Genomic DNA, 26,115 nt, shown 5'->3' on the forward strand with positions numbered 1-26,115 from the left:
GCTGTTTCAACTTATTTATCGGAAACTGATTTATGTCTTTATCTGCAGAACTGTTTCAACGTGCTCAGCACACCATCCCCGGCGGTGTAAACTCGCCCGTGCGGGCTTTTAAAAGTGTCGGTGGTACACCGGTGTTTATCGACCGTGCCGACGGTGCTTACCTGTTTGATGTAGATGGCAAACGTTATATTGATTATATCGGCTCATGGGGCCCGATGCTGCTGGGCCATAACCACCCGGCTATCCGCAATGCCGTTATTGAAGCTGCCGCCAAGGGTTTAAGTTTTGGTGCGCCCTGCCCGGCAGAGATAACCATGGCAGAGCTGGTAAGCAAACTGGTACCATCAATGGAAATGGTACGGATGGTTAGCTCCGGTACAGAAGCCACTATGAGCGCCATTCGCTTAGCGCGTGGCTATACCGGCCGTAATACCATAGTTAAATTTGAAGGCTGCTATCATGGCCACGCTGACTCACTGCTGGTAAAAGCCGGTTCAGGCGCGCTGACACTTGGTGTGCCAAACTCACCTGGTGTGCCTGCTGACTTTGCTAAATACACGCTAACCAGCGAGTTTAATAACCTATCGCAGTTAGCGCAGCTATTCGAACAGCACGGCGACGATATTGCCTGTATTATTGTCGAGCCGGTAGCCGGCAACATGAACTGCATTCCACCTGCCCCCGGCTTTTTACAAGGACTGCGCCAGTTATGTGATCAATATGGTGCTGTACTGATATTCGACGAAGTAATGACTGGTTTTCGCGTCGCACTGGGTGGTGCCCAGGCAGTGTATAACATTAAGCCGGATTTAACGACACTGGGCAAAATTATCGGCGGCGGTATGCCTGTTGGTGCATTTGGCGGTAAACGCGAGATTATGCAGCATATTGCTCCGCTGGGGCCGGTGTATCAGGCCGGCACATTATCGGGTAATCCTATTGCTATGGCTGCCGGCCTGGCTGCATTGAGCGAGATCAGTAAGCCTGGTGTTTATCAGGCTTTAACCGCTAAAACGACACAGCTCATTAATGGCATCAGTGCAGCTGCAGCAAAACATGGTGTGCCACTGACAACCAATCAGGTAGGCGGTATGTTTGGCTTTTTCTTTACTGCTGAACCAAGCGTAACTAACTTCGCCCAGGCGACACAGTGTGATATTGATGCATTTAAACGCTTCTTCCACCTGATGTTACAGCAAGGCATTTATCTGGCGCCTTCAGCCTATGAAGCCGGTTTTTTATCGCTGGCACACAGTGACGACGATCTGGCACAAACCATTCTTGCTGCAGAGCACAGCTTTAAGCAACTTTAACGGCGGTTTTGCAACCAGACAATATCGGTATCGTACGGCCGCTGCCGTACGATATAACCAACACCATTGCCATCGCTGTATATCGCCACCGGCATTTCCTGCTCTGTAGCTAACACAGCTGTCACCTGCTGTGATAACCAGTCAAAACGATAAACCTTGGTATTGTTATCTGCCAGCCAATAAATGCCGCTGTTGTCAGCAAACCATTGTTCACCGGTGCTGCTGCGCCAGTTAATTTGTACGGGCAAGCTGATTAGCTCCTGTGCCGACGTAAACAAAGCCAGGCTTGTAGTATCAGCAAATTGCAGCACTAAACTCTGCTCTGGGCCACAACGCACATCTGTAACGCCAGGCATAATACTCTCTGGCGTAGTGTCTTTTTCTGTCATTAAAACCCAGCCATCTGCTGTCAGGGCTGTCCAGTATAACTTGCCGTGGCAACTGGCGTAGCGCCCTGCCGATGCTACATGATGATACTGCTGTAGCTGGCCTGATGCTAAATCAAGCTGATACAGGCTGGTGTTAATTACTACCAGTAATTGCTGCTGATGCCATAGCATCTGTTGTACATGTTGTTGTTCAGTAAAGCGGGTAATTTGCATCGTATCACGCTGTTGTGCCAACCAGATTTGGCTAAGCCCGGCACGCTCTGATACAAATGCGGCCTGGCCGGTATCACTCACTGCCAGCAGGCGCTCGCTACGGTTACTGACATGCCATGGCAGCAACTTAATGCCACCGTCTGTTGCCGCGCTGCTCTCCACCCTGAGAATATCTGTGGTGTAGTCTAAAAATTGTGTTGCCAGCACTTGACCCGGATACCGTGAGGCCTGAGTCAATTCACGTGTCAGTGGCCCCAAGCCCTGCCTGCTGTTTGATTTTAGCGACACAATTTGTAGTTCCTGCTGTCCGGCAGATAGCAACACCTGTCGCTCGTCCCACCAGCTAAACTGAGTAATAACATAAGGAAAATCCAACAACTGCTCAAATTCACCGTCTGGCAACATTAATTTTAGCAAAACTGACTGGTTGGGCGTCTGCTGGGCAATAAAGTACAAGGTATCATTACGGATTAACATATATGAAATATCGCGCCAGCGATTATCCCGTGACACCAACAGCTCAGCGGTTTGCCCGGGCAATGCACTCCAGAGCTGCAACTGATTAGTCTCAGCATCGGTATCCAACCACAGCAATTTTTGTTGCCACACGGCAGCTCCCTGAGGCAATACTTTCTGACAGGGCCAGAGTCGTTCAGGCTGAGTTGCCGGTTTTATATGTTGGCGATAAAAGTAACAACCTCCGTCTTGTTGTTCGGCACGAAAAACGATGTGCTCCTGATCCAACCACAACGGCTGTGATAACAGACGGTATTTTTGAGGCAAGTGCTCAACCCTGAGATCTGTCAGGTTCTGCACGCTCCAGTTAAATAAAGTGCTGTCTACAGCTTGATGCTGATATAACACATTAGCCCCGTCTGGTGTTAGTACCGGCCAGTATTCCTGCCCGCTTAACGCACTTATAGGAGTAATGGTATCGGGTAATTTTATCAACGGTGTTGAGGTATAGGTTGCCAGTACGTATGCCAGGCTGGCACAGCCAATAATCACGGCTATCGCAGTGCCGGCAATAAAGCGCCAGGCAGGTCGCGGTTTTACCTCAGTATCAGTGTCACTCGCAGCTGTGTTAACGGCAGTATCCGCAGTAATAACTGCAATATCCTGTAACTTGGCAGGAGTAATAGTTGCCAGCCAGCGATAACCTTTTTTTGATGCTGTCTCTATATAGCTTGGAGCTCGAACATCGTCGCCAAGCACTTTGCGTAATGCGCCAACAGCGCGCATAACAGCAGCATCGGTGCCTTCATCTGCAGGCCAGACTTTTTCAATCAGTGTGTCTTTGGCCAGCAATACACCAGGGTGAAGTAAAAAGTAATTCAGCAGACTATGTAAGCGTGGTTCCAGCCGGATCATATCGTCGGCACCAGAGGCATCAACCGGCCACAGCTGACCATAGATCACCTGATAATACCAGTTACCAATTTGTACCACAGGGTCAAGATTTGACATTAAGGTCCGCCCGACAATTGATTGTCTGGGCGGATTATACCTTAACCAGAAGAAATGTTTAGCGTTGTAAAAAAGAGCCTTAGGCGAACTTCAATTTATCGCTGTTGGTATCTTTGGCTTTATCTTTGCTATCTTTTATCGTTACCGGTGAATAATTATCAGGTATGGTGCAAAGCGGATAAAAAACACAAGCATAGAGTGGCTGACCATTTGCGCCTGAGGCATTAAGAATGCCTGCTTTTTTTGCAGCAACGCCGGTAGCGCCTAACAAAGCGATAAACATAATTGTAAGTGTAGTTTTCATTTTCAGCTCCTGAGTTAGTGTTTGCTTACAGACCAAACATAGGAGCATCAATTCGTTATAACTCGATGACTTTCAGATAAATTCCTTATAAAACATCGACGTCGCTATCAATTATGGCGATATCCATCTCACCAAAATCATATTCCAGTACAAAAACATATTTCTCATCAGCACTGATACTAAAGCGGCCAAATTGAATTGGCTCCAGCACGTTGATAATTTCATCTGTAGCAAAATCAAGATAATTCAACCTATAGTTAAGCTCATCAACAAGGTAAGAGTAATAAATCCCTGTTTTTCGTAACTCAAATTTCAGCATAACCTGAGTTTCGGGCAATTCTATTTTTAGCTTTTTCGGCTGCTCACCAGGCCACTGTATGTAAAATTGTTTATCTCTGCTGCTACGCCAGAAGGCATAGTCGGCATAGTAACTTTCATAATAATACTCTTTGTCATTAGCAAAAATTTCGCGTTTGCCAAGATCATTAATATCACGGTGTATAACCTGCCAGCGACCTTGCCGCGCTTCAGAGTAAAACAAGGCTTTACCATCTCTGGACCAACTGGGTGATGCTAATACAGCATCTTTCTCGCCAGCTATTTTTAGAGGGGTACCCTCAATATCAAATAGCCATAGCTCGTCATTTAACTGCACCATTAACCGGCTACCATCCGGTGAAAATGCCAAACTGCGAATACGCTGATCATCATTAAAATTTGTTAGCTGTTTTTGGCGGCCATCATTATAAAACAGCCATACCTGTTGTGAACCTGAACGCCTTGATACAACCGCCGTTGGGCCATTATCTAAAGGGTTGGCCTCAATAAATGTTTCATTGCGGTTCGAGCTAAATACTGACTCGTTATAAGCTTCATTATTTTTTATGCGGTTTGACACTTTTTTAGGATTGATTCTGGAGAAGTTACCTATAGATGACACAATTTTACCTGAGGTTGTAACTTGCAGCTCACTGGCATAAGCATCTGTGTAAGCAAGAATAGCGGGTTCACTTTTATCAAGCCATACCCGGCCAAGCGCATTAGATGCCGATGGATAAATAACAGAACTGTCTGTTAAATCCCAATCTACATTGCCTGGGACAGTATCAGGTATTTTTGTTAGTAACCGTGTTGATCTGTCGGCAAGATTAAGCAACCAGATTTGTGCAGAGCCAGCGGCTTCTCTTAAAAAAACCAGCTTATCTCCTGAGCGGGAATAACGCGCGGCATAGTCACCAAAACTGCTTGAAGGCGGCACTGTCAGCACTTCGGAGATAGTGTTATCAACCGACGTCATCTGTAAAACCAACTGCTTTCTAATGTCATCCATATTAGGATAAACAATATAACGGCCATCCGGAGACCAGGTAATTCTGATCGATACCGATTTTTCTCCACAATATTTGAGTAAAGTATCCTCCAGCACCTGCATTTTATCTGCGCTAAGTGACATTAGCCGGATTTCGCACTTCTCATTCTGATAGTAACGCTGATAAGCTATTTTAGTTCCATCAGGGCTAAATACGGCACCAAAGCTGCTGTAAGATTTATCAGTTAACTGCACCCTTTTATGTTCCTGCAAATCCTGCAGCATCAATACAGAACCCACGGTAGCAGCAGGCGCTGCGTAGCTATATACCAGATACCGTTCATCTACTGACACATTGTGGTAAAACTCCAGCCCATCCAGTGAGGTGACAGGGGTATAACGCCACATCGGAATCGGACCAGCGCTATCATCAGTTGCGGCACGATCTGCCGGCCATAGCCACCAGGTAGCAGCGATTATCAGTAATGCCACCAAAGCAAATACGCTAACAAGTCTCGGTTTTGCTTTGAGTGGCGTGGTACCATTGCCCGCCGCACTAGGCACAAGTTCGGTATCTTCTTTAACGGCCAGTGGTACTATTTCAGTTACCGGCGCAATAAAACGGTAACCGCGTTTTGGAATGGTTTCAATGTAACGGGGCTCACGGGTGTCATCCCCCAACGCAACCCGCAATACCCGGATAACACGGGTTACCCTGCCATCAGATACATCGCGGATACCCCATACATCAAGCAGCAGCTCATCTTTTGTAACCAGCTTGCCTGCGTTGACAATAAAGTAGTTTGCGACCTTCTGGCACAGGTTATCTAAATCTGCGGTAATACTCAGCCTACCCTCAGCATCAAACTTCATCAGCTTGTCCTGCTCAGGTATATACTGCCATTCACCAACCTGTAGTAGCTGGTTTGGTTTTATCGCCATAGGTTCAGACAATCGTTGTTATTCTTCTGTACATTCGCTCGGTAATGGCATTTCAACCGAAATCGCAGGCAATAACAATACGTTAAGACAATTTTGTGGTTGCGGATAGCCAGTTTTTGCTGAAAAAGCCTGTAAAGATACCTGTTCGGGCACGGCTCTGAGCAGTGAATTCACGCCTTGCAACGTAAAATAGCGGCTAAAAACATTTAACGCTCCGCTAGCACCGGTTAACCCTATAGCTTTATTATCATCCCGGCCTAACCACACTGTCATCAGCGTTTGCTGATCAAAGCCGCTAAACCAGCTGTCCCGGTAATCGCTTGATGTACCTGTTTTACCCGCCAGAATTTCACCGGGAAACACCGAACTCAGCGCCCGGGCCGTGCCTGTTTTTGCCGCCTGGATCAGCGCATACTGCAATAAATATACTTCTTGTTCGTTGTAGCGCCGCGTAAGTTGATGTTCACGCAAATGCAGTGGGTGGCCGTTTGCATCAGTTACTGCGTATAAAGTGCTAAGCTGCTGATGCATACCGTTGTTAGCCAGCGTCTGGTACAACTGTGTCACTTCCAGCGGGCTGAGTTCTATTGCACCTAACAAAGCAGCAGGATGCAGTTTTACTCTGCGGTTTAACCCCAGCTTACGCAAACCGTCACTGACAGCAGGCAGACCAAGCTGCAGCCCCAGCCTTACTGTGGGAATATTTAATGAATTAACCAGCGCATCCAGCAAGCTGACCTGACCTCTGAATTTTTTATCAAAATTCTGGGGTTGCCAGTCCTGATCGTTGCTACGTAAGCGGATCGGGCTGTCATCCAGCGGTGTGGCTAACGTATAGCGACCACGTTGGGCCAAGGCTTCAAGAAAAATAACCGGCTTTACAATACTGCCAATCTGGCGTCTGGCATCGGTAGCACGGTTAAAACCGCCCTGCACTGCTACTTTACTTCCTACCATAGCGTTAATTTCTGCCCGCCGGTAATCCACTACTACAGCGGCAGCCTGTAATTCCGGGTCCAGCGGGGCTAGCTGGCTGCTAACGGCCTGCTCAATTGCAGCCTGAGCCTGAGTATCAAGATAAGTAAATACTTTGATACCTTTGTCACGGTACTGCTCGTCAATACTCAGCTGCCGCAGTTCTTTTTTAACCGCATCCAGATAAGAGGCAAAGCCGGTATTCATATACTGATTGCGCGAAATCACGGCTACCGGCTGCTCTACCGCCTGCTCGTACTGCTTACGGTCGAGAAATTTTTGCTCAAACATCAACCGTAATACCAGATCACGCCGCTCTTTAGCACGAGCCGGGAAACGGCGGGGATCAAAGTACGACGGCCCCTTTAAAATACCGATCATCAGAGCGTATTCTGCTGTCGTTAATTCAGTCAGCGGCTTGCCAAAGTAAAACCGGCTTCCCAGGCCAACACCATGCACGGCATGGGCATAATTTTGCCCGACAAACACTTCATTCAGATAGGCCTCAAGGATCTGATCTTTGTTAAAGCGGTAATCCAGCACCAGTGCGATCATCGCTTCATTAACCTTACGCCATAAGGTGCGGTCGCTGCTAAGGTACATATTCTTTGCTAATTGCTGCGTCAGCGTTGAGCCACCTTGTACAGTGCGCCCGGCAGTAATATTTACCCACAGCGCCCGCAATACTGCCAACGGCGACACCCCATGGTGATGATAAAACTCACGGTCTTCAACCAATAGCAGGGTATCTTTAAATATTTCAGGCACTTGCTGCAGTTGCACCAGTTCACGGTCTTCCTGCTGTGCAGATACTAGGTGGTCAATCAACTGAGGTTCAAGCCGGGCAAAGTTCAGCGCTTCTTTTTGCCGGCGCTGGGTAATACGGTTAATGCCTCCCCGGTTAAACTCGACACTAAACAACTGCGCCGCCTCATAACCTTCAACATACATAAAGGGGCGCCGGTAAACTGAAACATGATTACGCGACACGCTATATTGGCCGGCTCCCGATAACGCCGGGTTACGCTGGTACTGTAGTGAGTCCAACTGCTGAATAAACTGCTGCTGCGTCAGAATTTTACCCGGATACAACTCTATACTCTTGGCATAAATTTGTGCCGGTACCTGCCATTTCTGGCCACTAAACTTTTTACTTATTTTGCTATCCAGATACAGAAAATAAAACGCCAGCAGCACTAACAGCAGCAATACCACTTTAGCCAGCAGCCACAATGGCTTATGCCACCAGACTGTGCGCAGCACGCCGGGCGTAGCACGTTTTTTACTGCTGCGCCCGGAGCTGGTTTTTTTACTGCTCATCGTAACATCGCCTTTTTAGTTTTCGTTGTCGGCATGGCCTGCGCCGGATCTTCCGGCCAATAATGTTTAGGGTAGCGTCCGCGCATTTCTTTTCTGGCCTCCTGCCAGGCATTTTGCCAGAAACTGGCTAAATTCTGCGTTACCTGCAGGGGTTGTCTGGAGGGTGATAACAGCTCTACCGTAACCGTTATGTTGCCCTGCAATAACGTTGGCGACTGCATCTGACCATACATTTCCTGAACCCGCACTGAAAGTTTGGGGCCTCCCTCAGCCAGATAATTAATGCTCAGCTTTGAACCAGTGGGTGCCTGCCAATGTGTGGGTAAGAGCTGGTTCAATAGCTGTTGTTGCTGATAACTTAAACATTGCAGCAATGCGTCATACAGTGGAAGCTGCGCTAAAGCCGTGCTTTTACTGATTTGAGCCAGATAGCTGCCAAGCCAGCCGGGTAACGATGCCAGTAAAGCATTATCAGAAAAATCCGGCCAGCCAGCATCGCTTTGCTGTTGCTGCAGCAATAAAACTCTTGCGCGCAGTTGTAATGCATTATCGGTCCAGTTCAGGCAGCTCAGGCCTTTATTGCTAATGTAGGCCTGCCACGCTAACTGCTTTTGCTCTGCGGTTAATTGCAAGGCTGCGGGCTTGGCAGCCAGTAAGCACTGGCCAAACTTTAGTTGTTGCTCGGTAAAAAAGCTGCCGCTTTTATCATCCCAGAAGGTTTGCGTTTGCCAGCTAAGCTCAGCCTGCCAGTCAGATAACACCGCATCAGGGCTGATACTGACCGCATGATAGATGCGGTTTTCTCGGCCAAACTGCTGCATATGTAATACTACCAGCCAGGGCTGACCGCTAAGACAATGATTGTCTTGCAGCACTGCGCCAATACCATTAGCTAGCTGATACCCCTGACCCCGGCGTTTGGCCAGCCGGTCTGGAAACGCCCGCAGAACCAGTACTGGCAGTAATTCCAACGGTAATATTTCGCTTAGCTGACAACCAAGTAAACGGGCAAAATTTTGCGCCTGCTGCCATTGTTGCGGTAGTGTCTGCTTAACACGGCCTGGCAGGCTGTATATATCGCCCTGCAGCACACGTGTATCTTCAAGTATTGCGGCCAGTATGCAAGCCAGAGCTTGTGCATGTTGACTGCCTTGCCGCTCCAGGTACTGCGCATGCAGCAGCATGGCAGCTAGCCGGGGATCCGTACCCAGCTTATGTGCCTGACGGCCGCTGGCAGTAATAACACCTTTAGTGTCAATAAAACCCAGCTGCAGTAACAACTGCTCTGCCACAGCTAAATTTGCAGCCGGTGGCGGTGTTAGCCAGTGCAAATCGTTTACCTGACAACCCCAGGCCGCAACTTCCAGCCGCAGGGCGGTTAAATCGCTTATTTCTATCTCAGGCGCATCAAACCGGGCGCGGCGCTGCCATTTTTCAGCGGTGTCCAGCCGGTAGCAATGGCCGGGCGACAAACGCCCGGCGCGCCCGGCACGCTGCGTGGCGGCTGCCTGGCTAATAGCGGCCGTTTCCAGCATAGTTACCCCCTGGCGCGGGTTAAACCGGCTTTGCCGACACAGGCCACTGTCTATCACCACGCTAATGCCATCTATGGTTAAGCTGGTTTCTGCCAGGTTAGTTGACAATACAACTTTGCGTACACCTGATGGCGGCGGTGCAATAGCGGCCTGCTGCTGCGCCAGTGTCAGGCTACCCAATAAACGGTGCAGTTGCACATTCGCAGCTAAACCCTGCTGCTCCAGCAACTGAGCACTTTGGTTAATTTCAGCCTGACCGGGTAAAAACACCAGAATATTGCCCTTGTGTTTACTCAACGCCTGTTGCACTAAAACCGCAATTTGCTGCGCCAGAGGTTGGCTACCTGGCAGAGCATATTCCACTGTTACCGGATAACTGCGCCCCTCACTGGCTATTACCGATGCATCAAGCTTGCTTGCCAGTTGCGCCATATCCAGTGTGGCCGACATAATTAATAACTGCAGTTCAGGCCGTAATTGTTGTACCTCCAGGCATAGTGCCAGTGCTAAATCAGCATGCAGTGAACGCTCGTGGAATTCATCAAACAGCAGCAGATCCACCGCTGTTAGTTCAGGGTCTTGCTGTAATTTTCTCGTGAGCACGCCTTCGGTAACAATAAGCAAACGGGTTTTACTGCTGTGTTTTTGCTCCTGACGAATTTGATAACCAACTGTTTCGCCGACAGCTTCACCCAGTTGTGCCGCCAAATACGCAGCGATACTTTTGGCCGCTAAACGACGCGGCTCCAGCATTAATAGCTTTTTACCGGCAAAGTCAGGGTGTTGTAATAAATACAACGGCAGATAAGTTGATTTGCCAGCCCCCGGCGGGGCTGACAAAATCACTTTATTATGTTGCTGTAACAGTGACAGCAATTGCGGAAAAATGACAGAGACAGGTAACACAACTTAACCCGGAAAAACCTTATTGGTGTCAGTTTACCCTGTTTTAGGCTGACGCCCCATACTTGTTAAGTATGTTGGGTTAAACTTCAGGCTTCACCTAGCAAGGTCGCGCTGATGGTACGAATACCCTGCCCGGTCGCACCGGCGGCCCAATAGGCATTGTTGTTGTTATTAAAAGCAGCCGCTAAATCAAAATGCAACCAGCCTTTGCCTTCGTCAGGCACAAAGCGGCTTAAAAAACCGGCCGCGTTGCTGGCACCACCAGCACCGCCACCTTTTACCGGCCGGCTGTTGGCCGTATCGGCATAAGCTGACGGGCACTGTTGCTGATGCCACAGCTCCAGCGGTAACTGCCAGGTAGGCTCCTGCACTTGCTCAGCATAAGTCAGGGCCTTTTGCGCTAACGCTTTATCCAATGCAAACAGCGCATTATATTCTGCACCAACTGCCGTCATAGCTGCCCCGGTTAACGTAGCAGCATCAATAATAAGTCCGGCACCACTTTGTGCAGCGCACATCAGGCCATCGGCCAATACTAAGCGGCCTTCGGCATCGGTATTGACAATTTCAACGGTAATACCATTTTTATAGGTAATAATATCGCCCAGTTTATAGGCGTTGCTGCTGATCAGGTTTTCCGCACAGCATAAAATCAGTTGTACGCGTTTATTCAGGCCCTGCAGTATCGCCAATGCCAATGCTGCGGTAACAGTAGCAGCGCCGCCCATATCGCATTTCATTGTCAGCATGCTTTCGGTGGCTTTAATTGAGTAACCGCCGCTGTCAAAGGTGATCCCCTTACCCACCAGCGCTGCACTAACCGGGGTGCTGGCCTGGCCTGTCGGGTTATAGTCCAATACCAGCATTGCTGGCTTGCGGGCACTGCCGCGCCCTACGGCATGTAAGCCATTCCAACCCTGCTCTAACAGTTGCTCATCCAACAGAATATGGCTGCTAACTGTGCCTTCAGCCGCAATCTCCGTAATAAACGCTGCAGCTTGTTTTGCCAACTGCTCGGGGTATAACTCATCCGGGGTTTGGTTGATCAAGCGTTTAGCCCAGCTAAAACACTGCGCCAGTTGTTCCAGTTGAGTCTTTGCGGCATCATTGTTAAACAACACGCCACCTTGTTTTTTGGCGTTGCAGAAGCCCTGATAAAATGCCCATTGCAGTTCTGCAGTCCAGTTATCACCGGTTAACTGCACCTGTGCCAGGCCCAGATTATCTAAACTGCGTGCGGCCTTTTGCACACTGCGTTGGGCGTCTTTGGTATTAAAATGGATTTGAAAGCCATTTGCAGTAGGCGTCAGTAAAGCTTTGCCCCATTTGCCTGCCACTGCATCTGCCTGTAGCTCAATTTGCACAACGTCTGTCATCTGTCACCCTATTTCATCAGTGCTGGTTTGCGTTAAATGCGATGCCAGTCAGTGTATCACAAGGCTTTACCGGCGAAACCCAGCCTCGTTATTCTGCTGCTGCGCCACGCTGAAGTGCCCGTTAAATTGGCGTAAATTAAATAAGATGACGATATGGCCGCTAGTCTGTATACTTCTGCGTCTTTTTAAATCTGATTGCGATGCCAGCGATATTCTGCTATCTATAGCCGCCATATTTTTTGCTTGGCATTATACAGGAGATGATTATGCCAGAAGGCAATACTACCAAAACGCTGGGCTTACTTGCCCTTGCAGGCGTAGCGCCATATCAGGAAGCTGTCGGGGAAGAGTATATGAACCCGAAGCAACTGGAACATTTCCGCCGCATTCTCGACGCCTGGCGTCAGCAGCTGCGTGAAGAAGTGGATCGCACCAAGAACCATATGGCTGATGAAGCTGCTAACTTCCCGGACCCGGTAGACCGTGCCGCTCAGGAAGAAGAATTCAGTTTAGAACTACGTGCCCGCGACCGTGAGCGTAAGCTGCTGAAAAAAATTGAAAAAACTTTGCAGAAAATCGAAGATGAAGACTTCGGTTACTGCGATACCTGCGGTATTGAAATTGGCATTAAACGCCTGGAAGCCCGGCCAACGGCTGACATGTGTATCGATTGCAAAACCTTAGCAGAAATTAAGGAAAAGCAACTGGGCGGCTAAGATGCCCGCTACAATGCCAGTTTCTAGCCCCGCTTATATCGGCCGGTTTGCACCTTCGCCTTCCGGCCCACTTCATTTTGGTTCCCTTATTGCTGCGGTTGGCAGCTATCTGCAGGCAAAAAGCCAGCATGGCCAGTGGCTGGTGCGAATGGAAGACATTGACACCCCGCGCATGGTACCAGGCATCAACAGTGATATTCTGCGCACACTGGAGCAATTTGGTTTGCTGTGGGATGGTGAGGTGCTGTATCAAAGCCAGCGCCTGGCACGCTACAGTGAAATTTTTAACCAGCTGCAGCAACGTCAGCTAATTTATGCCTGCCAGTGCAGCCGCAAGCAAATCAGTGCAATGGGCGGGACTTACGACAACCGTTGTGCCACAAAGAATTTAAACAGTAACAACCTGGCCTGGCGTTTACGCAGTAACAATGTCAGCACACATTTTACAGATCTGCTATTTGGCCACCAGCAGATAGCAAGCCAACTGGCACAGGAAGATTATATTATTAAACGCCGCGATGGTTTGTTTGCTTACCAGTTGGTGGTAGTGGCAGATGACATCGATCAGGGGATCACTGAAGTGATCCGCGGCGCCGATTTATTACCGATGACACCACGGCAACAAGCATTAATTAGTTTGCTTGGTGCTATACAGCCCGGATACGGTCACTTGCCGCTGGCGGTGCTGGAGCCTGGATTTAAGCTCAGTAAACAAAATCACGCGGCCGCCATTAGCCAATGGCCCAAAGCACAGGTAATGAGTAAAGTATTGCGTTTTCTTGGCCACCCGCTACCAACAGAGTTAGAACAAGCCCCAGTTACGGAGCAATTAGGCTGGGCCATTAACAACTGGCAGCTTGCTAAAGTGCCGCAACAACTGGAAATAAGTAGTACAGAATTTCGTTAAGCCGGCCCGGTTTAATTCTTTTTTTGTTTCGGCTGCGGTATTATTAGCCGTTTTTAAAACAATGCAGCCGAGGGCTGTTATAAACTGCAGCTCAGGGCTGTTGTCAGGAGAATTATCATTATTTCGCGAGTGTTAGATTTTTGCCGCCGCACTTTTGGCAGCAAGGCCATTAAGGTAAACAACCAGAAAACTAAAGCTGTAAGCAAAGTGCAACAGGCACCACGCCCGGCCCCAGGCGCCAGCCTGCTACCTGCAGTGCAGCGTTTAAGCCGTGACCAGCATGCTATTTCACGTAAAGACATCAGCCCAAATGCGCTTAAAGTGCTGTACCGGCTTAAAGACGCTGGTTTTGATGCTTATCTGGTTGGCGGTTGTATCCGCGATTTATTACTTGGCCTTAAACCAAAAGATTTTGATGTGGTAACCAACGCCAAACCCGAGCAGGTAAAGCAGGTGTTTCGTAACTGCCGCCTGATTGGCCGCCGTTTTCGTTTAGCTCATGTAGTGTTTGGCCGTGAAGTGATTGAAGTTGCTACCTTCCGCGGCCACCACAGTGGTGCCGATGACGAAACAGACACCGCCCCTAAGTTAAAAACCGCCAGTTTAAGCGATCATGGCCAAATTCTGCGTGACAACGTATACGGAACCATTGAAGAAGATGCTGAGCGGCGCGATTTTACCGTTAACGCGCTGTACTACTCGGTAAATGATTTCTGCGTTTATGACTTTGCCAATGGCATACAGGCTATAACCGCACGTAAAATCGAACTGATTGGCGATCCGGAAACACGGTATCGCGAAGATCCGGTACGCATTTTGCGGGCTATCCGCTTTGCTACCAAGCTGAATATGCAAATTGCTCCAGCCAGCGCAGAACCCATACCACAACTGGCAGTACTATTGAAAAATATCCCGCCACCGCGTTTATTCGACGAGCTGGTAAAGCTGCTGCTGGCCGGTAAAGCTTTTGACAACTTTATGCTGATGCGCGACAGCAAAGTACTAAAGCAGTTGCTGCCGCAACTGGATAAACTGTTAAAGCAAGAGCCGGAAGGCAAAGCGTTTCAGCTGGCCACTAAAGCGCTGCAAAATACCGATGAGCGGGTTGAAGCAGATAAACCGGTAACACCGGCCTTTATTTTTGCCGCCCTGTTATGGTACCCGGTAGAGCTGCGCAGCCAGATACTGATAATCGACGGTTTAAGTGAAATTGACGCGATGAATATCGCCATGACCGAAGTGCTGGACGATATTCAGCGCACTATTGCGATCCCTAAGCGTTTTACGCTGGCAATGCGCGATATCTGGGCTCTGCAAAGCCGTTTAACCAAACGCGCCGGGCGCCGGGCTTTTAAACTGCTGGAACAACCTAAGTTTCGTGGTGCCTTTGACTTTCTACAATTACGTGCCGAAGCCGAAGGCGGCAGCTTAATTGAGCTGGCGCTGTGGTGGGAAAGATTTCAATTTGCCGATGAGACAGGCCGCCTGCAGCTGATCAACCAGCTGGGTAAAGACGGCATCGACAAAGGCCCGCGCCGTCGTCGCAATTATAAACGTAAACCCACGGTAGAATGATGACTCCGCTTCGTTGTTATATTGGTTTAGGTGCTAACCTGGACGAGCCCGTGGCACAGTTGCAACAAGCGGTACAGGCACTGAAGCAGTTAGCCGGTAGTAACTTGGTTGCCGTGTCTGGTTTTTATGGCTCTAAACCTATGGGGCCGCAAGATCAACCCGATTACGTTAATGCGGTGGCCGCCATAGACACCACACTAACAGCAGAGCAGCTACTGGATGCGCTGCAGCAAATAGAACAACTGCAAGGCCGCCAACGCAAAGCCGAGCGTTGGGGCCCGCGCACGCTGGATTTAGATATTCTGCTGTATGGCAATCAGGTTATCGCCACTGAACGCTTAACCGTGCCGCACTATGGCTTACGTGTACGTGAGTTTGTACTGTATCCCCTCTACGAAATTGCGCCCCGGCTTAACCTGCCGGATGGTACTGTATTATCCTCTTTACTGGCGCAGGTACCGCAAAATGGCCTGCAAAAACTTCACAGCAGTTGCAGCTGATCGCACTTTGTGCGATCTTGCGCGTCCTGCGTTAATGGTCGGATGAGAAGATTATGGCTAAGATCACCACTGCCGTATTACAGAAAATGAAGCAGCAAAGCGACAAGATCACTATGCTGACAGCCTATGATGCCAGCTTCGCTAAATTATTTGCCGAACAAGGCGTAGAGGTGCTGCTGATTGGCGATTCCTTAGGTATGGTGCTGCAAGGCCACGGCGATACTTTGCCGGTTACGGTAAACGACATTGCTTACCATACCCGCGCCGTGCGCGCGGGTGCGCCCGATGCATTCGTCATCGCCGATATGCCATTTATGAGCTACGGCACTATTGAGCAAGCATTGCAAAGCGTAGTACCGCTGATGCAGGCCGGTGCCAATATGGTAAAACTCGAAGGCGGCGACTTTTTACTGCCCACAGTAAAAGCATTAACCGAGCGCGGCGTACCGGTATGTGGTCATTTGGGCTTAACACCGCAGTCGGTGCATATTTTGGGCGGCTATAAAGTGCAGGGTAAAACCGATGCGGCTGCCAACAACATGGTAGCGCAAGCCAAAGCCCTGCAAGACGCCGGCGCCCAGTTGCTGGTGTTAGAATGCATTCCCACCGCCTTAGCTAAACGCATTACTGAAGCGCTGAGCATTCCGGTTATCGGCATCGGCGCCGGTAATGTTACCGACGGCCAGGTGCTGGTAATGCATGATTTACTCGGTATCAGCAGTGGCTATATCCCGAAATTCTCCAAAAACTATCTGGCACAAACCGGCGAGATAAGAAGCGCTATTGCCGCTTATGTCAGCGAAGTAAAAAGCCAGACTTTTCCTGCCAGCGAACACAGTTTTTAAGGCCGATGAAAATACTTAACTCTATTGCTACGCTGCGGGCACAAATCAGTGCCTGGCGGCAAAACGGCGAGCGTATCGCCTTTGTGCCCACTATGGGCAACCTGCATAACGGCCACTTAAAACTGGTTGATGTCGCCAAAAGCCAAGCCGATCGGGTCATTGTCAGCATCTTTGTAAACCCGATGCAGTTTGGTAAAAATGAAGATCTCGACAGTTACCCGCGTACGCTGGAGGCTGATTGTGCCGGGCTAACCGCCCATGGTGCCGATGCAGTATTTACCCCTACGCCGGATATGATGTACCCGCGCGGCCTCGACGTACAAACCTTTGTCGAAGTGCCTTTGCTTGGCGATTTACACTGTGGTGCCAGCCGCACTGGTCATTTTCGTGGCGTGTCGACTATCGTTTGCAAGTTGTTTAATCTGGTGCAGCCGGATATTGCCTGCTTTGGTCAGAAGGACTATCAGCAACTGGCCATTATCCGCCAGATGGTAACCGATTTATCCTTACCGATTGAGATTATCGGTGTGCCCACCGAACGGGCAGAAAATGGCCTGGCACTGAGCTCACGCAACGGCTATTTAACGCCACAGCAGTTAGCTACAGCCCCTAAACTCTATCAATTGTTGCAACAACTACGCGCGCAAATTCTGGCCGGTAACCATGATTACCGCAGCCTGGAGTTGCACACTAAACAGCAACTGAGTGCTGCCGGTTTTACGCCGGATTATATTGATATCTCTGATCAAACCGATCTGACACTGGCAACCACAGCAGAGCAGGCTAAAGTGATTCTGGCCGCAGCCTGGCTGGGTAACACACGGTTAATTGATAATCTGGAAGTTTGATTTTCTGTCAGGCTGTCGCTATTAGCAGACAGCCTAACTAATTGATATTAAATACCTTTATATTTACCTACCGCAGAGTGACGCTGATCGGCGACAACTAAACCTGAGTCTCGCGAAAAAGCCGAGACAAAAACAACATAACCTAATGAATAATATAAACTTTTAAATTCTGGCACGGCATCTGCAATTGCTATAGCAAGATTGCAGAAAGCCGGAGACGGAAAATGAAAAAAGCCCTTATTACTGCCCTGTTGTTACTAAGTGCCAATCTGGTACTGGCAAACGAATTTCTGAATAAGGTGAATCAGCAAGAGCAGCCACAAACAGCGATGATGTCTGAGGCTGAATTGGCGGCTCAGGAAGAACTTACTGCAGCGTTATCTGCCAATGCAGAGTTGCCTTAAAGCATTAACTTAACAGAGTTGCTTAAAACGAACGGGTGGCAAGCCACCCGTTCGGCTAAAAGCCTGACCTGAATTTAGCTGCATCAATAATGGCCCACAGATGGGCAATGGCCGCAATAATGCCGGGTATGATTAAAAACCACAGTGCATAGCCCACTGCACAAACCAGGAAAAACATAATCGCCGCAAATATACGGCCCTGTACCAGTTGGCCTAAGCCCGGAATAAACACGTTACATAGCGCGGCAATAACATTGCCACCTGAACCCTGACCTGACATAACGTTCTCCCTATCTTTTGCTGTTTAATATATTACTGCTTTAAGGCTGCAACAAACTGCTCCGACTGTAAAATAGCGTTGTTCATATCATCAATCAGCCGGTTAATGTCTTTTTGCACAGTATTAAATTCACCCTGCAATGCGCCAATAGCCTTAGCATTTAAATTATGCTTTAAATACAGTGAATTATCTCTAAGAGATGCCAGTACAGGCTGCATACTTTGCTCGGCGCGGCGCATGGTTTTCAGCAGGCTGTTGTACTGGCGTCTGGTATCAGCCAGCTTTTTTTTACTGTCCTGCTTTAACTTGGCGTTAGTATACTGCTCCAACTCGTCCTGCCATTCATCAAACAACGCCTCTGCTACTGCTTCAATGCTATTAATCCGCTTACTAACATCCTCAGCCGCAGCACTGCAGGCCTGATATTCGCTGTCAGTGGCAACATACATACGCTGTAGATCGCCGCCATCAAATTTAATCAGGTCGCTAAACTGCTCCAAAGCTGATTTAAACTGCTTCTGTGCATCCTGCTGCGACTCCTGCGCTTCTTCTACGCGGTTAACCAGAATATCGCGTTTATGAACACCCACTTTTTCCATCGCAGAATAATAAGCACTCTGACAGCCAGTAACACTGAGTAACAAAGGGAGTAAAAACCAAGCATAACGCATAAAATCAGTCCGTTGCCAAAAGGTAATGCCTGATGATAGCCTGTGATGCCACTTAGAACAAACCCGAATGTCAGGCAGCAAGCTCTTTGGCAAGTTGCAGTAGTTTGGGGTAAAACTCTTTGTCTAACTGCGCCAGCTGATCCTGCTCTACCAGTACATCATGCAGAATTTGCTCTGTGGTTAACGGGTTTGCCAACACCACCCGGAATACGATAGTTTCCTGGCGCTGGTACCGTGCCGGGGTTAAGCGGGTACGCGATACAAAAGATTTACCTTCTTCGCGCTGACGCTTTTGGATAAACTTTGTCAGGCCATTTAGCAGCTCGTTAAAGCGCTGCAACTGCTCCGTGTTGGCATTAGCCATGGCTTTTTGCACCTGCGCCGGCACATAACGGTAGGTTAGCAAACACAGCTCGGGCTCGGTGATCAGTTCAAAATCAATATTGTGTGCAATTAATGTAGCAAAGTAGCGTGCCTTCTCCAGGCTTCTGTTGATCAGAATTTCATAGCCGTCGCGACCAATGACCTGCAAACAGGCGTGCACCAGCATTGCCATACCCGGGCGTGAGCCTTCCAGCGTCTGGCTGCCTAAATCTTTTGAGCCTTTACGCAGGATATATTCAGCATGGTGCTCAATAGCATGCGCAGCTGAAGGGTGCTTAAACACCACCATACCAGCGCCCATAGGTACATACATTTGTTTGTGTGCATCTATGGTAACGGAATCTGCACGCTCTATACCGGCCAGTAAATAGCGGTATTTTTCTGACAGTAAAGTCGCACCACCCCAGGCAGCATCAACATGAAAATGACACTGATACTGCTCGGCTAAATCGGCCAGCTGGTGCAAGGGGTCAACATTACCGGTTTCAGTAGTACCTGCCACACCAACAATAGCCAGTACGCGGATATTAGCAGCGCTAAGCTCAGCCATTTTTTCGGCCAGCAAGGCAGTATCAATTTTATTGTTGGCGTCGGTTTTAACCGCGATCAGTGATTCACGGCCTATACCCAACACATCGGCGGCTTTGCCCAATGAGTAATGGCCACGCTCGGACACCAGGATCGCCAGGCCATCATAGCCATAGTGCTTCATCGCCTTAAACAGGCCTTCACGGGCGATCCCTTTAAAGTCGCCATCGGCTTTTAGCAGGCGGTTACGCGCTATCCAAAGTGCGGTAATATTGGCGATAGTGCCGCCGGAACAAAACGCACCCAGCGAATGGTTGGCACTGTGCATCCACTTTTTATAAAAGCCATCACTTTCACCATACACCAGGTGATGCATCATACCCAGCACCTGGCGCTCCATCGGCGTAAAAGCTTTGGAGGTTTCAATTTTTACCAGATTCTGGTTCAACCCCACCATCATTTTCGACAGTGACAACACAAAGTACGGCAGCGCCGACGTCATATGACCAATAAAACTCGGCGCCGCCGTATGTACCGAATGCGCAACCAGCTTTTGCATCAGGCTTTCGGCGTAATCTGAGACAAAGTTCGGCATTTGCGGGATTTGGTGGGTTTGAAAATCGCGCTCAATTTGCCACAGCGGTTTTTCTACCGCCACAATACTTTCACGCAAAAAACCCGCCAGATTCTGGGACAGATTCTGCTCAATAATACTCAGCGTTGAGTCTGGCGCTTCCGGCACCGTAAAGATGCGCCATAAAGCTTCTTCAGAAGCGGTTGCCTGGCGTTTACTGGATTCTGTCATACGCTTGCTACTCTGCATACGGTTTCAGCGGTTACTAAAACAGCCGGAAAATGGCGCTCACTTTACTGCAAGCGCCGAAAAATGTCTGCAAAAAAGTGGCGGCTTAGCTTCGCAGGCCAATACCACGATTAATCAGGTACATGGCATAGCTAAATAGCACGACAATAAAGCCCACTACTACAGCCAGCGCCAACCACAGGCTCACGTCCGTTACGCCCAAAAAGCCATAACGAAACGCATTAACCATATATACCACCGGGTTTAACGCCGCCACATGCTGCCAGAAACCGGGCAGTAAGGTTAACGAGTAAAACACACCGCCTAAATAAGTAAGAGGCGTAAGCACAAAGGTAGGAATAATACTGATATCGTCAAAGGTTTTCGCATACACAGCATTAATCAGGCCGCCTAAAGAAAACAGCATCGAGGTTAGCGTAACGGTAACAATAATTACCGTCAGGTTATGAATTTGAATAGTAACGAAAAACAGCGACAGAATAGTAACTATAAACCCCACCAGCATGCCACGCGCCATACCACCGCCCACAAAGCCGAGCACAATAATGTAGTTTGGCACCGGCGCTACCAGCAGCTCTTCCACGTTACGCTGAAACTTGGCACTGAAAAACGACGACGCCACATTAGCGTAAGAGTTGGTGATCACCGACATCATAATCAGACCCGGTACAATAAACTCCATATACGTGAAACCGCCCATATCGCCGATGCGCGAGCCGATTAAACTGCCGAAAATCACAAAATACAGTGTCATGGTAATAGCTGGCGGCACCAGGGTTTGCACCCAAATGCGCAAAAAGCGGTTGGTTTCTTTATCCCAGATACTTTTTAGCGCGACCAGATAATTGGCTTTGCTCATTTTGCACCTCCGCGGCCGTTTTCTACCAGCGACACAAACAACTCCTCCAGCCGGTTGGCTTTATTACGCATTGATAACACCTGAATATCCTGGGCGCTTAGCTGGGCAAAAATGGTATTTAAGCCCTGTGCTTTTTCTACATCAACTTCAATACTGTTACCATCCAGCGAGCGCCAGTTAACCCCTTCCAGTTGCATTGTTGGCGGCGTTGTCGCCAGATCCAGCACAAAGGTTTCCCGTGTCAGTTTGGCCAGCAAGGCTTTCATAGTGGTGTTTTCTATGATCTGCCCTTTGTCGATAATGGCGATATTGCGACACAAGGTTTCAGCTTCTTCCAGATAATGGGTAGTTAAAATGATCGTAACGCCCTGCTGGTTAATTTTGCGCAAAAACTCCCACATTGAGCGGCGCAGTTCGATATCGACACCCGCTGTCGGCTCATCCAAAATCAGCAGTTTGGGCTCATGCATTAAAGCACGGGCAATCATTAAACGCCGCTTCATGCCACCGGATAATTCGCGGGCACGTGCTGTGCGTTTTTCCCACAAGCCCAGTTGGCCGAGATATTTCTCAGCGCGTTCAAGTGCCAGCTTTTTGGGCACACCGTAATAACCAGCCTGATTCACCACAATCTGCAGTACGGTTTCAAATTGGTTAAAGTTAAACTCCTGTGGCACTAAACCAAGCTGGCTTTTTGCAGCTTCCAGTTGCGTATCCAAATCAAACCCAAATACAGCAACGCTGCCGCGGGATTTATTGACCAAAGAACTGATAATACCGATAGTGGTACTTTTCCCGGCGCCATTCGGGCCTAACAAAGCAAAAAAGTCGCCTTGTTTTACCTGTAAGTCGATACCGCTTAATGCCACAGTACCGCTTTTATATACTTTATGCAGACCTTTAATATCTAACGCTAAACTCAATGCTGTTCTCCTGCTTTTGCTGCATCACCACTGTAGCCCCAACGGTTAAGTAACTGATGCGGCAGCTTAAGGTGGTCTAAAATACGCGCCGCCATAAAGTCGACTAAATCGCTGATCTGCTTCGGCTGATGATAAAAACCCGGCGCTGCCGGCATAATCGTCACGCCCAAACGCGCCAGCTTAAGTAAGTTTTCCAGATGAATGGCACTAAGCGGGCTTTCACGCGGTACTAAAATCAACTGGCCGCCTTCTTTGATCACCACATCCGCGGCGCGCTCAATCAGGTTGTCACTGGCGCCGGTGGCAATAGCCGATACAGTACCGGTTGAACAAGGGCAGATCACCATTTGCCGCGGAGCGGCCGACCCCGATGCCACCGGTGAGAACCAATCATCTTTGCCATACACTTTAAGCAGGGCGGCATCACAAGCAAAATGCTCCAGCAACATCTGCGTACATTTGTCCGGTGCTGCCGGCAGTTTAATATCATGCTCAGTGGCAAATACTACCCGTGCCGCGCTTGATACCAGCAAGTGCACTTTAATGCCCTGTGCCAGCAATAACTCCAGTAAACGCCAGCCATAAGGCGCGCCCGAAGCTCCGCTAAAAGCCAGCGTGATCTCTTTTGCTGTTGTCATCTGTATTCCCACATTAGCCTTCCCATTTGCGTCTTAGCGCACTAATCAGCTTATCGTGAATGCCACCAAAACCGCCGTTACTCATAATGACAATGCTGTCGCCCTGCTCTGCCTGCTCAGATAACAGGCTGACTAAAGCATCAATATCTTGCGTTAATGTTGCTTTGGGCGTCAGGGCGCGGGTTAAGGCATCCAGCGACCAGTTGGCGTTGGCAGGTTCATATAAAAAAACCAGATCAGCCAGTGCCAGCGATAGTGGCAGCGCAGCCTGATGCACGCCCATACGCATAGTATTGGAGCGGGGTTCCAGTACGGCCAGCACACGGTTTTGGCCTACTTTATTACGAATGCCCTGTAAGGTGGTGCTGATAGCGGTAGGATGATGGGCAAAATCGTCATATACCTTAATACCAGCCACATCGGCTTTTAACTCCATTCGCCGCTTTGGCGCAACAAAGCGTGTTAAAGCTTCCAGTGCCACATCAACCGGCACACCGGCATGACGTGCTGCAGCAATAGCCATTACTGCGTTATCAACATTATGCTGGCCACTGAGTTGCCAGTTTAGCTTACCAAGCAGTTTGCCCTGATAATATAAGGCAAAGTGGCTGCCATCATTGCTAATCAGCTCTGCACGCCAGTCAGTACCATAGCTTTGCCGCTCACTCCAACAGCCCATATCCAGTGTTTGTTTAACAGCCGGTGTATCTTCCGGCGACAGCACCAAGCCATTGGCCGGTACCATGCGCAGCAAATGATGGAACTGGCGCTGAATGGCTGCTAAGTCAGGAAAAATATCGGCATGATCATATTCCAGATTATTAATCACCACAGTGCGCGGCCGGTAATGCACAAACTTAGAGCGTTTATCAAAAAAAGCCGTGTCGTATTCATCGGCTTCAATAACAAAAAACGGCGATTCGCCAAGGCGGGCTGAGCAATCAAAATTCTGCGGAATACCGCCAATTAAAAAGCCCGGCTTTAAACCGGCACACTCTAAAATCCAGGCCAGCATAGTGCTGGTAGTGGTTTTGCCATGGGTACCAGACACAGCCAGTACCCAGCGGTCAAATAACACCTGCTCTGCCAGCCACTGCGGGCCTGAGGTATAGCGTAAATTGGTATTTAATACATACTCTACCGCCGGATTACCACGCGATAAGGCATTGCCGATAATTACCATATCCGGTGCTGGCTCAAGTTGTGCCGGATCCCAGCCCTGGGTTAATTCAATGCCCAGTTGCTGCAGTTGGGTACTCATTGGCGGGTAGACGTTGGCATCAGAGCCGGTAACTTTGTGGCCCATTGCTTTGGCAACAGCAGCAATACCGCCCATAAAGGTGCCACAAATACCAAGAATATGAATATGCATAAGTTATCCTGAAAATTAGCTGCAGCCATTGTAGCAAATGCAAAAGCTGCGCAGCCGAAAATAGCATTTGAGCTGCAGTAACACCTGCAATTTGCGCAGAAATTCTTTAAAATACGCCAGCCTCTACCGCATTAGCAAAAATAATTACTAAGAAGGAACCACCCGCATGCGCCGCATCTCGCCAGTATTGCAACAGGACGGAGTCGACAGCGACCTGATTTCACTGATTAAAACCATACTGGCAGCCTGCCGGGAAATATCCTTCCGCGTAAGTCAGGGCGAACTGGCTGGGGTATTAGGTTCTACCCTGGGGGAGAATATTCAAGGGGAAACACAGAAAAAACTCGATATTATTGCCAATGAATTGCTCAAAGAAGTGATTCTGGAAACCGGCGTAGTAAAAGCCATCAGCTCAGAAGAAGAAGACGACACCGTAGCCGGCAACCCAAATGGTAAGTACTTAGTTACCTTCGACCCGCTGGATGGCTCATCTAACACTGATATCAACAGTTTAATTGGTACTATTTTCTCTGTTTTACCGGCGCAAGCCGATAAGGCAGCCGATGATGCGGCCCAGTTTTTACAGCCCGGTACGGCACAAGTTGCGGCAGGTTATGTGCTGTATGGCCCGTCTACCATGCTGGCATTAACCACCGGTAAAGGTACACGGATTTATACACTGGACAAAACCTATGGCGGTTTTCTGCTTACGGAAGAGCAGGCTGCTATTCCGAAATACACCGCCGAGTTTGCCATTAATATGTCGAACCAGCGCTACTGGCAACCTGCTATGCAGGCTTATATTGCTGATTTACTTAAAGGCAAAGAAGGCCCGCGTGGTAAAAACTACAATATGCGCTGGATAGCCGCCATGGTAGGCGATGTACACCGTGTATTATGCCGCGGTGGTATTTTTGCTTACCCGCGTGATACCAAAGATGCCACTAAGCCGGATAAACTGCGACTAATGTATGAAGCTAACCCGATGAGTTTTCTGGTAGAACAGGCCGGTGGTGCAAGTTCTACCGGTTATGAGCGGATTATGGACATAGTACCCACTGATATTCACCAGCGTGTTGCGGTGATACTCGGCTCAAAACATGAAGTGGACAGCTGTGTCGCCTATCATCAGCGATAGCCATTTTTATTGCCGGCGCTATAATAAGCGCCACTTTTAACCAAGCTTTTTATCATTTAAGGACCAGGCCATGAGCTTAAGCGATGTTGCAGCAGGTAAGAACCTGCCAGAAGAAATTAACGTTATTATTGAAATTCCGGCCAATGCCGATCCAATCAAATACGAAGTTGATAAAGACACCGGTACTGTCTGGGTTGACCGCTTTATGGCCACACCAATGTTTTATCCGTGCAACTACGGCTTTGTAAATCAAACATTATCACTGGATGGTGATCCGGTAGACGTATTAGTACCAACACCCTACCCACTGGTGCCTGGCGCAGTGATTAAATGCCGCCCGGTTGGCGTGCTGTTTATGTCGGATGAATCTGGTGAAGATGCCAAAGTCATCGCCGTACCGGTAAGCAAACTAACCAAGCTGTATGACCATATTAAAGACATCAACGACGTTGATGAGCTGCTGAAAAAGCAAATCCAGCACTTCTTTGAGCGCTACAAAGAATTAGAAGCCGGTAAATGGGTTAAAGTAAACGGCTGGGGCGATACAGCTGCTGCCAAAGCTGAAATCGTAAGCTCATTTGAGCGGGCGAAGAAATAACACTCTGCTTTTTATAGCCAGGCCCGACACCGTTCGGGCTTTTTTATGGCTTGTTCC

General features: G+C 48.9%; 23 protein-coding genes. 10 read left to right on the plus strand and 13 right to left on the minus strand.

The window, feature by feature from the left end:
* Positions 1-32: 32 nt before the first annotated feature.
* Positions 33-1,313, plus strand: coding sequence for a glutamate-1-semialdehyde 2,1-aminomutase (hemL, locus tag M2404_RS01135; RefSeq protein WP_259237697.1), 1,281 nt, complete (start codon positions 33-35; stop codon positions 1,311-1,313).
* On the opposite strand, the gene M2404_RS01140 is transcribed toward hemL, so the two are convergent.
* The 6 genes from M2404_RS01140 to pepB form a co-directional block, all read right to left on the minus strand.
* A complete protein-coding gene (locus M2404_RS01140; protein ID WP_259237699.1) occupies positions 1,310-3,382 on the minus strand; it encodes a winged helix-turn-helix domain-containing protein in 2,073 nt (690 codons plus the stop codon). The two genes, hemL and M2404_RS01140, sit on opposite strands and share 4 nt — an antisense overlap.
* Before the next feature lie 79 nt (positions 3,383-3,461).
* Positions 3,462-3,686 carry a hypothetical protein gene (locus tag M2404_RS01145; RefSeq protein ID WP_259237701.1) on the minus strand — a complete coding sequence of 75 codons (225 nt, stop codon included), beginning with the start codon at positions 3,684-3,686 and terminating at the stop codon, positions 3,462-3,464.
* A gap of 85 nt (positions 3,687-3,771) precedes the next feature.
* The gene (locus M2404_RS01150) at positions 3,772-5,949 is read right to left on the minus strand and encodes a winged helix-turn-helix domain-containing protein (RefSeq protein ID WP_259237702.1); all 2,178 of its coding nucleotides are present in this window, start codon (positions 5,947-5,949) and stop codon (positions 3,772-3,774) included.
* Positions 5,950-5,955: 6 nt separating this feature from the next.
* Positions 5,956-8,232 (minus strand): penicillin-binding protein 1B, encoded by a 2,277-nt coding sequence (gene mrcB / locus M2404_RS01155; RefSeq protein ID WP_259237705.1) that lies wholly within the window; start codon positions 8,230-8,232, stop codon positions 5,956-5,958.
* Positions 8,229-10,673: an ATP-dependent helicase HrpB gene (gene hrpB, locus M2404_RS01160; RefSeq protein WP_259237706.1), complete on the minus strand. Its 2,445-nt coding sequence runs from the start codon at positions 10,671-10,673 to the stop codon at positions 8,229-8,231. Before hrpB ends, mrcB begins: the two co-directional genes overlap by 4 nt.
* Before the next feature lie 86 nt (positions 10,674-10,759).
* The gene (pepB, locus tag M2404_RS01165; protein WP_259237707.1) at positions 10,760-12,049 is read right to left on the minus strand and encodes an aminopeptidase PepB; all 1,290 of its coding nucleotides are present in this window, start codon (positions 12,047-12,049) and stop codon (positions 10,760-10,762) included.
* A gap of 266 nt (positions 12,050-12,315) precedes the next feature.
* Here pepB and dksA point away from each other — a divergent pair, with 266 nt between their 5' ends.
* From dksA to M2404_RS01200, 7 genes are all read left to right on the plus strand, one after another.
* Positions 12,316-12,765 (plus strand): RNA polymerase-binding protein DksA, encoded by a 450-nt coding sequence (gene dksA, locus M2404_RS01170; protein WP_008217905.1) that lies wholly within the window; start codon positions 12,316-12,318, stop codon positions 12,763-12,765.
* 13 nt (positions 12,766-12,778) lie between these two features.
* Entirely contained in the window at positions 12,779-13,672 is an 894-nt protein-coding gene (gluQRS, locus tag M2404_RS01175; protein ID WP_259237709.1) for a tRNA glutamyl-Q(34) synthetase GluQRS, read from the plus strand.
* Between the two features lie 129 nt (positions 13,673-13,801).
* On the plus strand, positions 13,802-15,247 hold the full coding sequence (gene pcnB / locus M2404_RS01180; protein WP_259237710.1) for a polynucleotide adenylyltransferase PcnB: 1,446 nt from the start codon (positions 13,802-13,804) through the stop codon (positions 15,245-15,247).
* On the plus strand, positions 15,247-15,747 hold the full coding sequence (gene folK, locus M2404_RS01185; RefSeq protein ID WP_259238218.1) for a 2-amino-4-hydroxy-6-hydroxymethyldihydropteridine diphosphokinase: 501 nt from the start codon (positions 15,247-15,249) through the stop codon (positions 15,745-15,747). Before pcnB ends, folK begins: the two co-directional genes overlap by 1 nt.
* A 53-nt stretch (positions 15,748-15,800) precedes the next feature.
* Positions 15,801-16,592, plus strand: a complete 792-nt coding sequence (gene panB, locus M2404_RS01190; protein WP_259237711.1) for a 3-methyl-2-oxobutanoate hydroxymethyltransferase — start codon at positions 15,801-15,803, stop codon at positions 16,590-16,592.
* Between the two features lie 5 nt (positions 16,593-16,597).
* A complete protein-coding gene (panC, locus tag M2404_RS01195; protein ID WP_259237713.1) occupies positions 16,598-17,440 on the plus strand; it encodes a pantoate--beta-alanine ligase in 843 nt (280 codons plus the stop codon).
* A 224-nt stretch (positions 17,441-17,664) separates the two neighbouring features.
* On the plus strand, positions 17,665-17,844 hold the full coding sequence (locus tag M2404_RS01200) for a hypothetical protein (protein WP_259237716.1): 180 nt from the start codon (positions 17,665-17,667) through the stop codon (positions 17,842-17,844).
* A gap of 55 nt (positions 17,845-17,899) precedes the next feature.
* Here the strand turns inward: M2404_RS01200 and M2404_RS01205 are convergent, their stop codons facing one another.
* From M2404_RS01205 to mpl, 7 genes are all read right to left on the minus strand, one after another.
* A complete protein-coding gene (locus M2404_RS01205; RefSeq protein WP_259237717.1) occupies positions 17,900-18,124 on the minus strand; it encodes a hypothetical protein in 225 nt (74 codons plus the stop codon).
* Positions 18,125-18,156: 32 nt separating this feature from the next.
* Positions 18,157-18,795, minus strand: a complete 639-nt coding sequence (locus M2404_RS01210) for a DUF2959 domain-containing protein (RefSeq protein ID WP_259237719.1) — start codon at positions 18,793-18,795, stop codon at positions 18,157-18,159.
* Between the two features lie 70 nt (positions 18,796-18,865).
* Positions 18,866-20,512 carry a pyridoxal-dependent aspartate 1-decarboxylase PanP gene (gene panP / locus M2404_RS01215; protein ID WP_259237721.1) on the minus strand — a complete coding sequence of 549 codons (1,647 nt, stop codon included), beginning with the start codon at positions 20,510-20,512 and terminating at the stop codon, positions 18,866-18,868.
* A gap of 103 nt (positions 20,513-20,615) precedes the next feature.
* Positions 20,616-21,389, minus strand: a complete 774-nt coding sequence (locus M2404_RS01220; protein ID WP_259237723.1) for an ABC transporter permease — start codon at positions 21,387-21,389, stop codon at positions 20,616-20,618.
* Positions 21,386-22,312, minus strand: coding sequence for an ABC transporter ATP-binding protein (locus tag M2404_RS01225; RefSeq protein ID WP_259237725.1), 927 nt, complete (start codon positions 22,310-22,312; stop codon positions 21,386-21,388). Before M2404_RS01225 ends, M2404_RS01220 begins: the two co-directional genes overlap by 4 nt.
* Positions 22,309-22,950, minus strand: a complete 642-nt coding sequence (locus M2404_RS01230; RefSeq protein ID WP_259237727.1) for a flavin prenyltransferase UbiX — start codon at positions 22,948-22,950, stop codon at positions 22,309-22,311. Before M2404_RS01230 ends, M2404_RS01225 begins: the two co-directional genes overlap by 4 nt.
* A 13-nt stretch (positions 22,951-22,963) precedes the next feature.
* Complete coding sequence (mpl, locus tag M2404_RS01235; protein ID WP_259237729.1) at positions 22,964-24,322, minus strand: UDP-N-acetylmuramate:L-alanyl-gamma-D-glutamyl-meso-diaminopimelate ligase; 1,359 nt, start codon at positions 24,320-24,322, stop codon at positions 22,964-22,966.
* Positions 24,323-24,488: 166 nt separating this feature from the next.
* Between mpl and M2404_RS01240 the strand changes: the two genes are divergently transcribed.
* Together M2404_RS01240 and ppa are read left to right on the plus strand one after the other, a co-directional pair.
* Positions 24,489-25,460: a class 1 fructose-bisphosphatase gene (locus M2404_RS01240; RefSeq protein WP_259237730.1), complete on the plus strand. Its 972-nt coding sequence runs from the start codon at positions 24,489-24,491 to the stop codon at positions 25,458-25,460.
* A 70-nt stretch (positions 25,461-25,530) separates the two neighbouring features.
* The gene (gene ppa / locus M2404_RS01245) at positions 25,531-26,058 is read left to right on the plus strand and encodes an inorganic diphosphatase (protein ID WP_259237732.1); all 528 of its coding nucleotides are present in this window, start codon (positions 25,531-25,533) and stop codon (positions 26,056-26,058) included.
* Positions 26,059-26,115 lie beyond the last annotated feature (57 nt).

It is taken from the genome of Rheinheimera pacifica (assembly GCF_024809855.1).
Taxonomy (GTDB): domain Bacteria; phylum Pseudomonadota; class Gammaproteobacteria; order Enterobacterales; family Alteromonadaceae; genus Alishewanella; species Alishewanella pacifica_A.

Bases quoted from the DNA above. Each gene is read 5' to 3' on its own strand.
- panC (WP_259237713.1), top strand. From the start codon at position 16,598: ATGAAAATACTTAACTCTATTGCTACGCTGCGGGCACAAATCAGTGCC.
- M2404_RS01145 (WP_259237701.1), bottom strand. From the start codon at position 3,686: ATGAAAACTACACTTACAATTATGTTTATCGCTTTGTTAGGCGCTACC.
- panB (WP_259237711.1), top strand. From the start codon at position 15,801: ATGGCTAAGATCACCACTGCCGTATTACAGAAAATGAAGCAGCAAAGC.
- M2404_RS01220 (WP_259237723.1), bottom strand. From the start codon at position 21,389: ATGAGCAAAGCCAATTATCTGGTCGCGCTAAAAAGTATCTGGGATAAA.
- panP (WP_259237721.1), bottom strand. From the start codon at position 20,512: ATGACAGAATCCAGTAAACGCCAGGCAACCGCTTCTGAAGAAGCTTTA.
- M2404_RS01210 (WP_259237719.1), bottom strand. From the start codon at position 18,795: ATGCGTTATGCTTGGTTTTTACTCCCTTTGTTACTCAGTGTTACTGGC.
- mrcB (WP_259237705.1), bottom strand. From the start codon at position 8,232: ATGAGCAGTAAAAAAACCAGCTCCGGGCGCAGCAGTAAAAAACGTGCT.
- pepB (WP_259237707.1), bottom strand. From the start codon at position 12,049: ATGACAGACGTTGTGCAAATTGAGCTACAGGCAGATGCAGTGGCAGGC.
- M2404_RS01230 (WP_259237727.1), bottom strand. From the start codon at position 22,950: ATGACAACAGCAAAAGAGATCACGCTGGCTTTTAGCGGAGCTTCGGGC.
- gluQRS (WP_259237709.1), top strand. From the start codon at position 12,779: ATGCCAGTTTCTAGCCCCGCTTATATCGGCCGGTTTGCACCTTCGCCT.
- M2404_RS01200 (WP_259237716.1), top strand. From the start codon at position 17,665: ATGAAAAAAGCCCTTATTACTGCCCTGTTGTTACTAAGTGCCAATCTG.
- ppa (WP_259237732.1), top strand. From the start codon at position 25,531: ATGAGCTTAAGCGATGTTGCAGCAGGTAAGAACCTGCCAGAAGAAATT.
- hemL (WP_259237697.1), top strand. From the start codon at position 33: ATGTCTTTATCTGCAGAACTGTTTCAACGTGCTCAGCACACCATCCCC.
- mpl (WP_259237729.1), bottom strand. From the start codon at position 24,322: ATGCATATTCATATTCTTGGTATTTGTGGCACCTTTATGGGCGGTATT.
- M2404_RS01205 (WP_259237717.1), bottom strand. From the start codon at position 18,124: ATGTCAGGTCAGGGTTCAGGTGGCAATGTTATTGCCGCGCTATGTAAC.
- M2404_RS01240 (WP_259237730.1), top strand. From the start codon at position 24,489: ATGCGCCGCATCTCGCCAGTATTGCAACAGGACGGAGTCGACAGCGAC.
- dksA (WP_008217905.1), top strand. From the start codon at position 12,316: ATGCCAGAAGGCAATACTACCAAAACGCTGGGCTTACTTGCCCTTGCA.
- folK (WP_259238218.1), top strand. From the start codon at position 15,247: ATGACTCCGCTTCGTTGTTATATTGGTTTAGGTGCTAACCTGGACGAG.
- M2404_RS01140 (WP_259237699.1), bottom strand. From the start codon at position 3,382: ATGTCAAATCTTGACCCTGTGGTACAAATTGGTAACTGGTATTATCAG.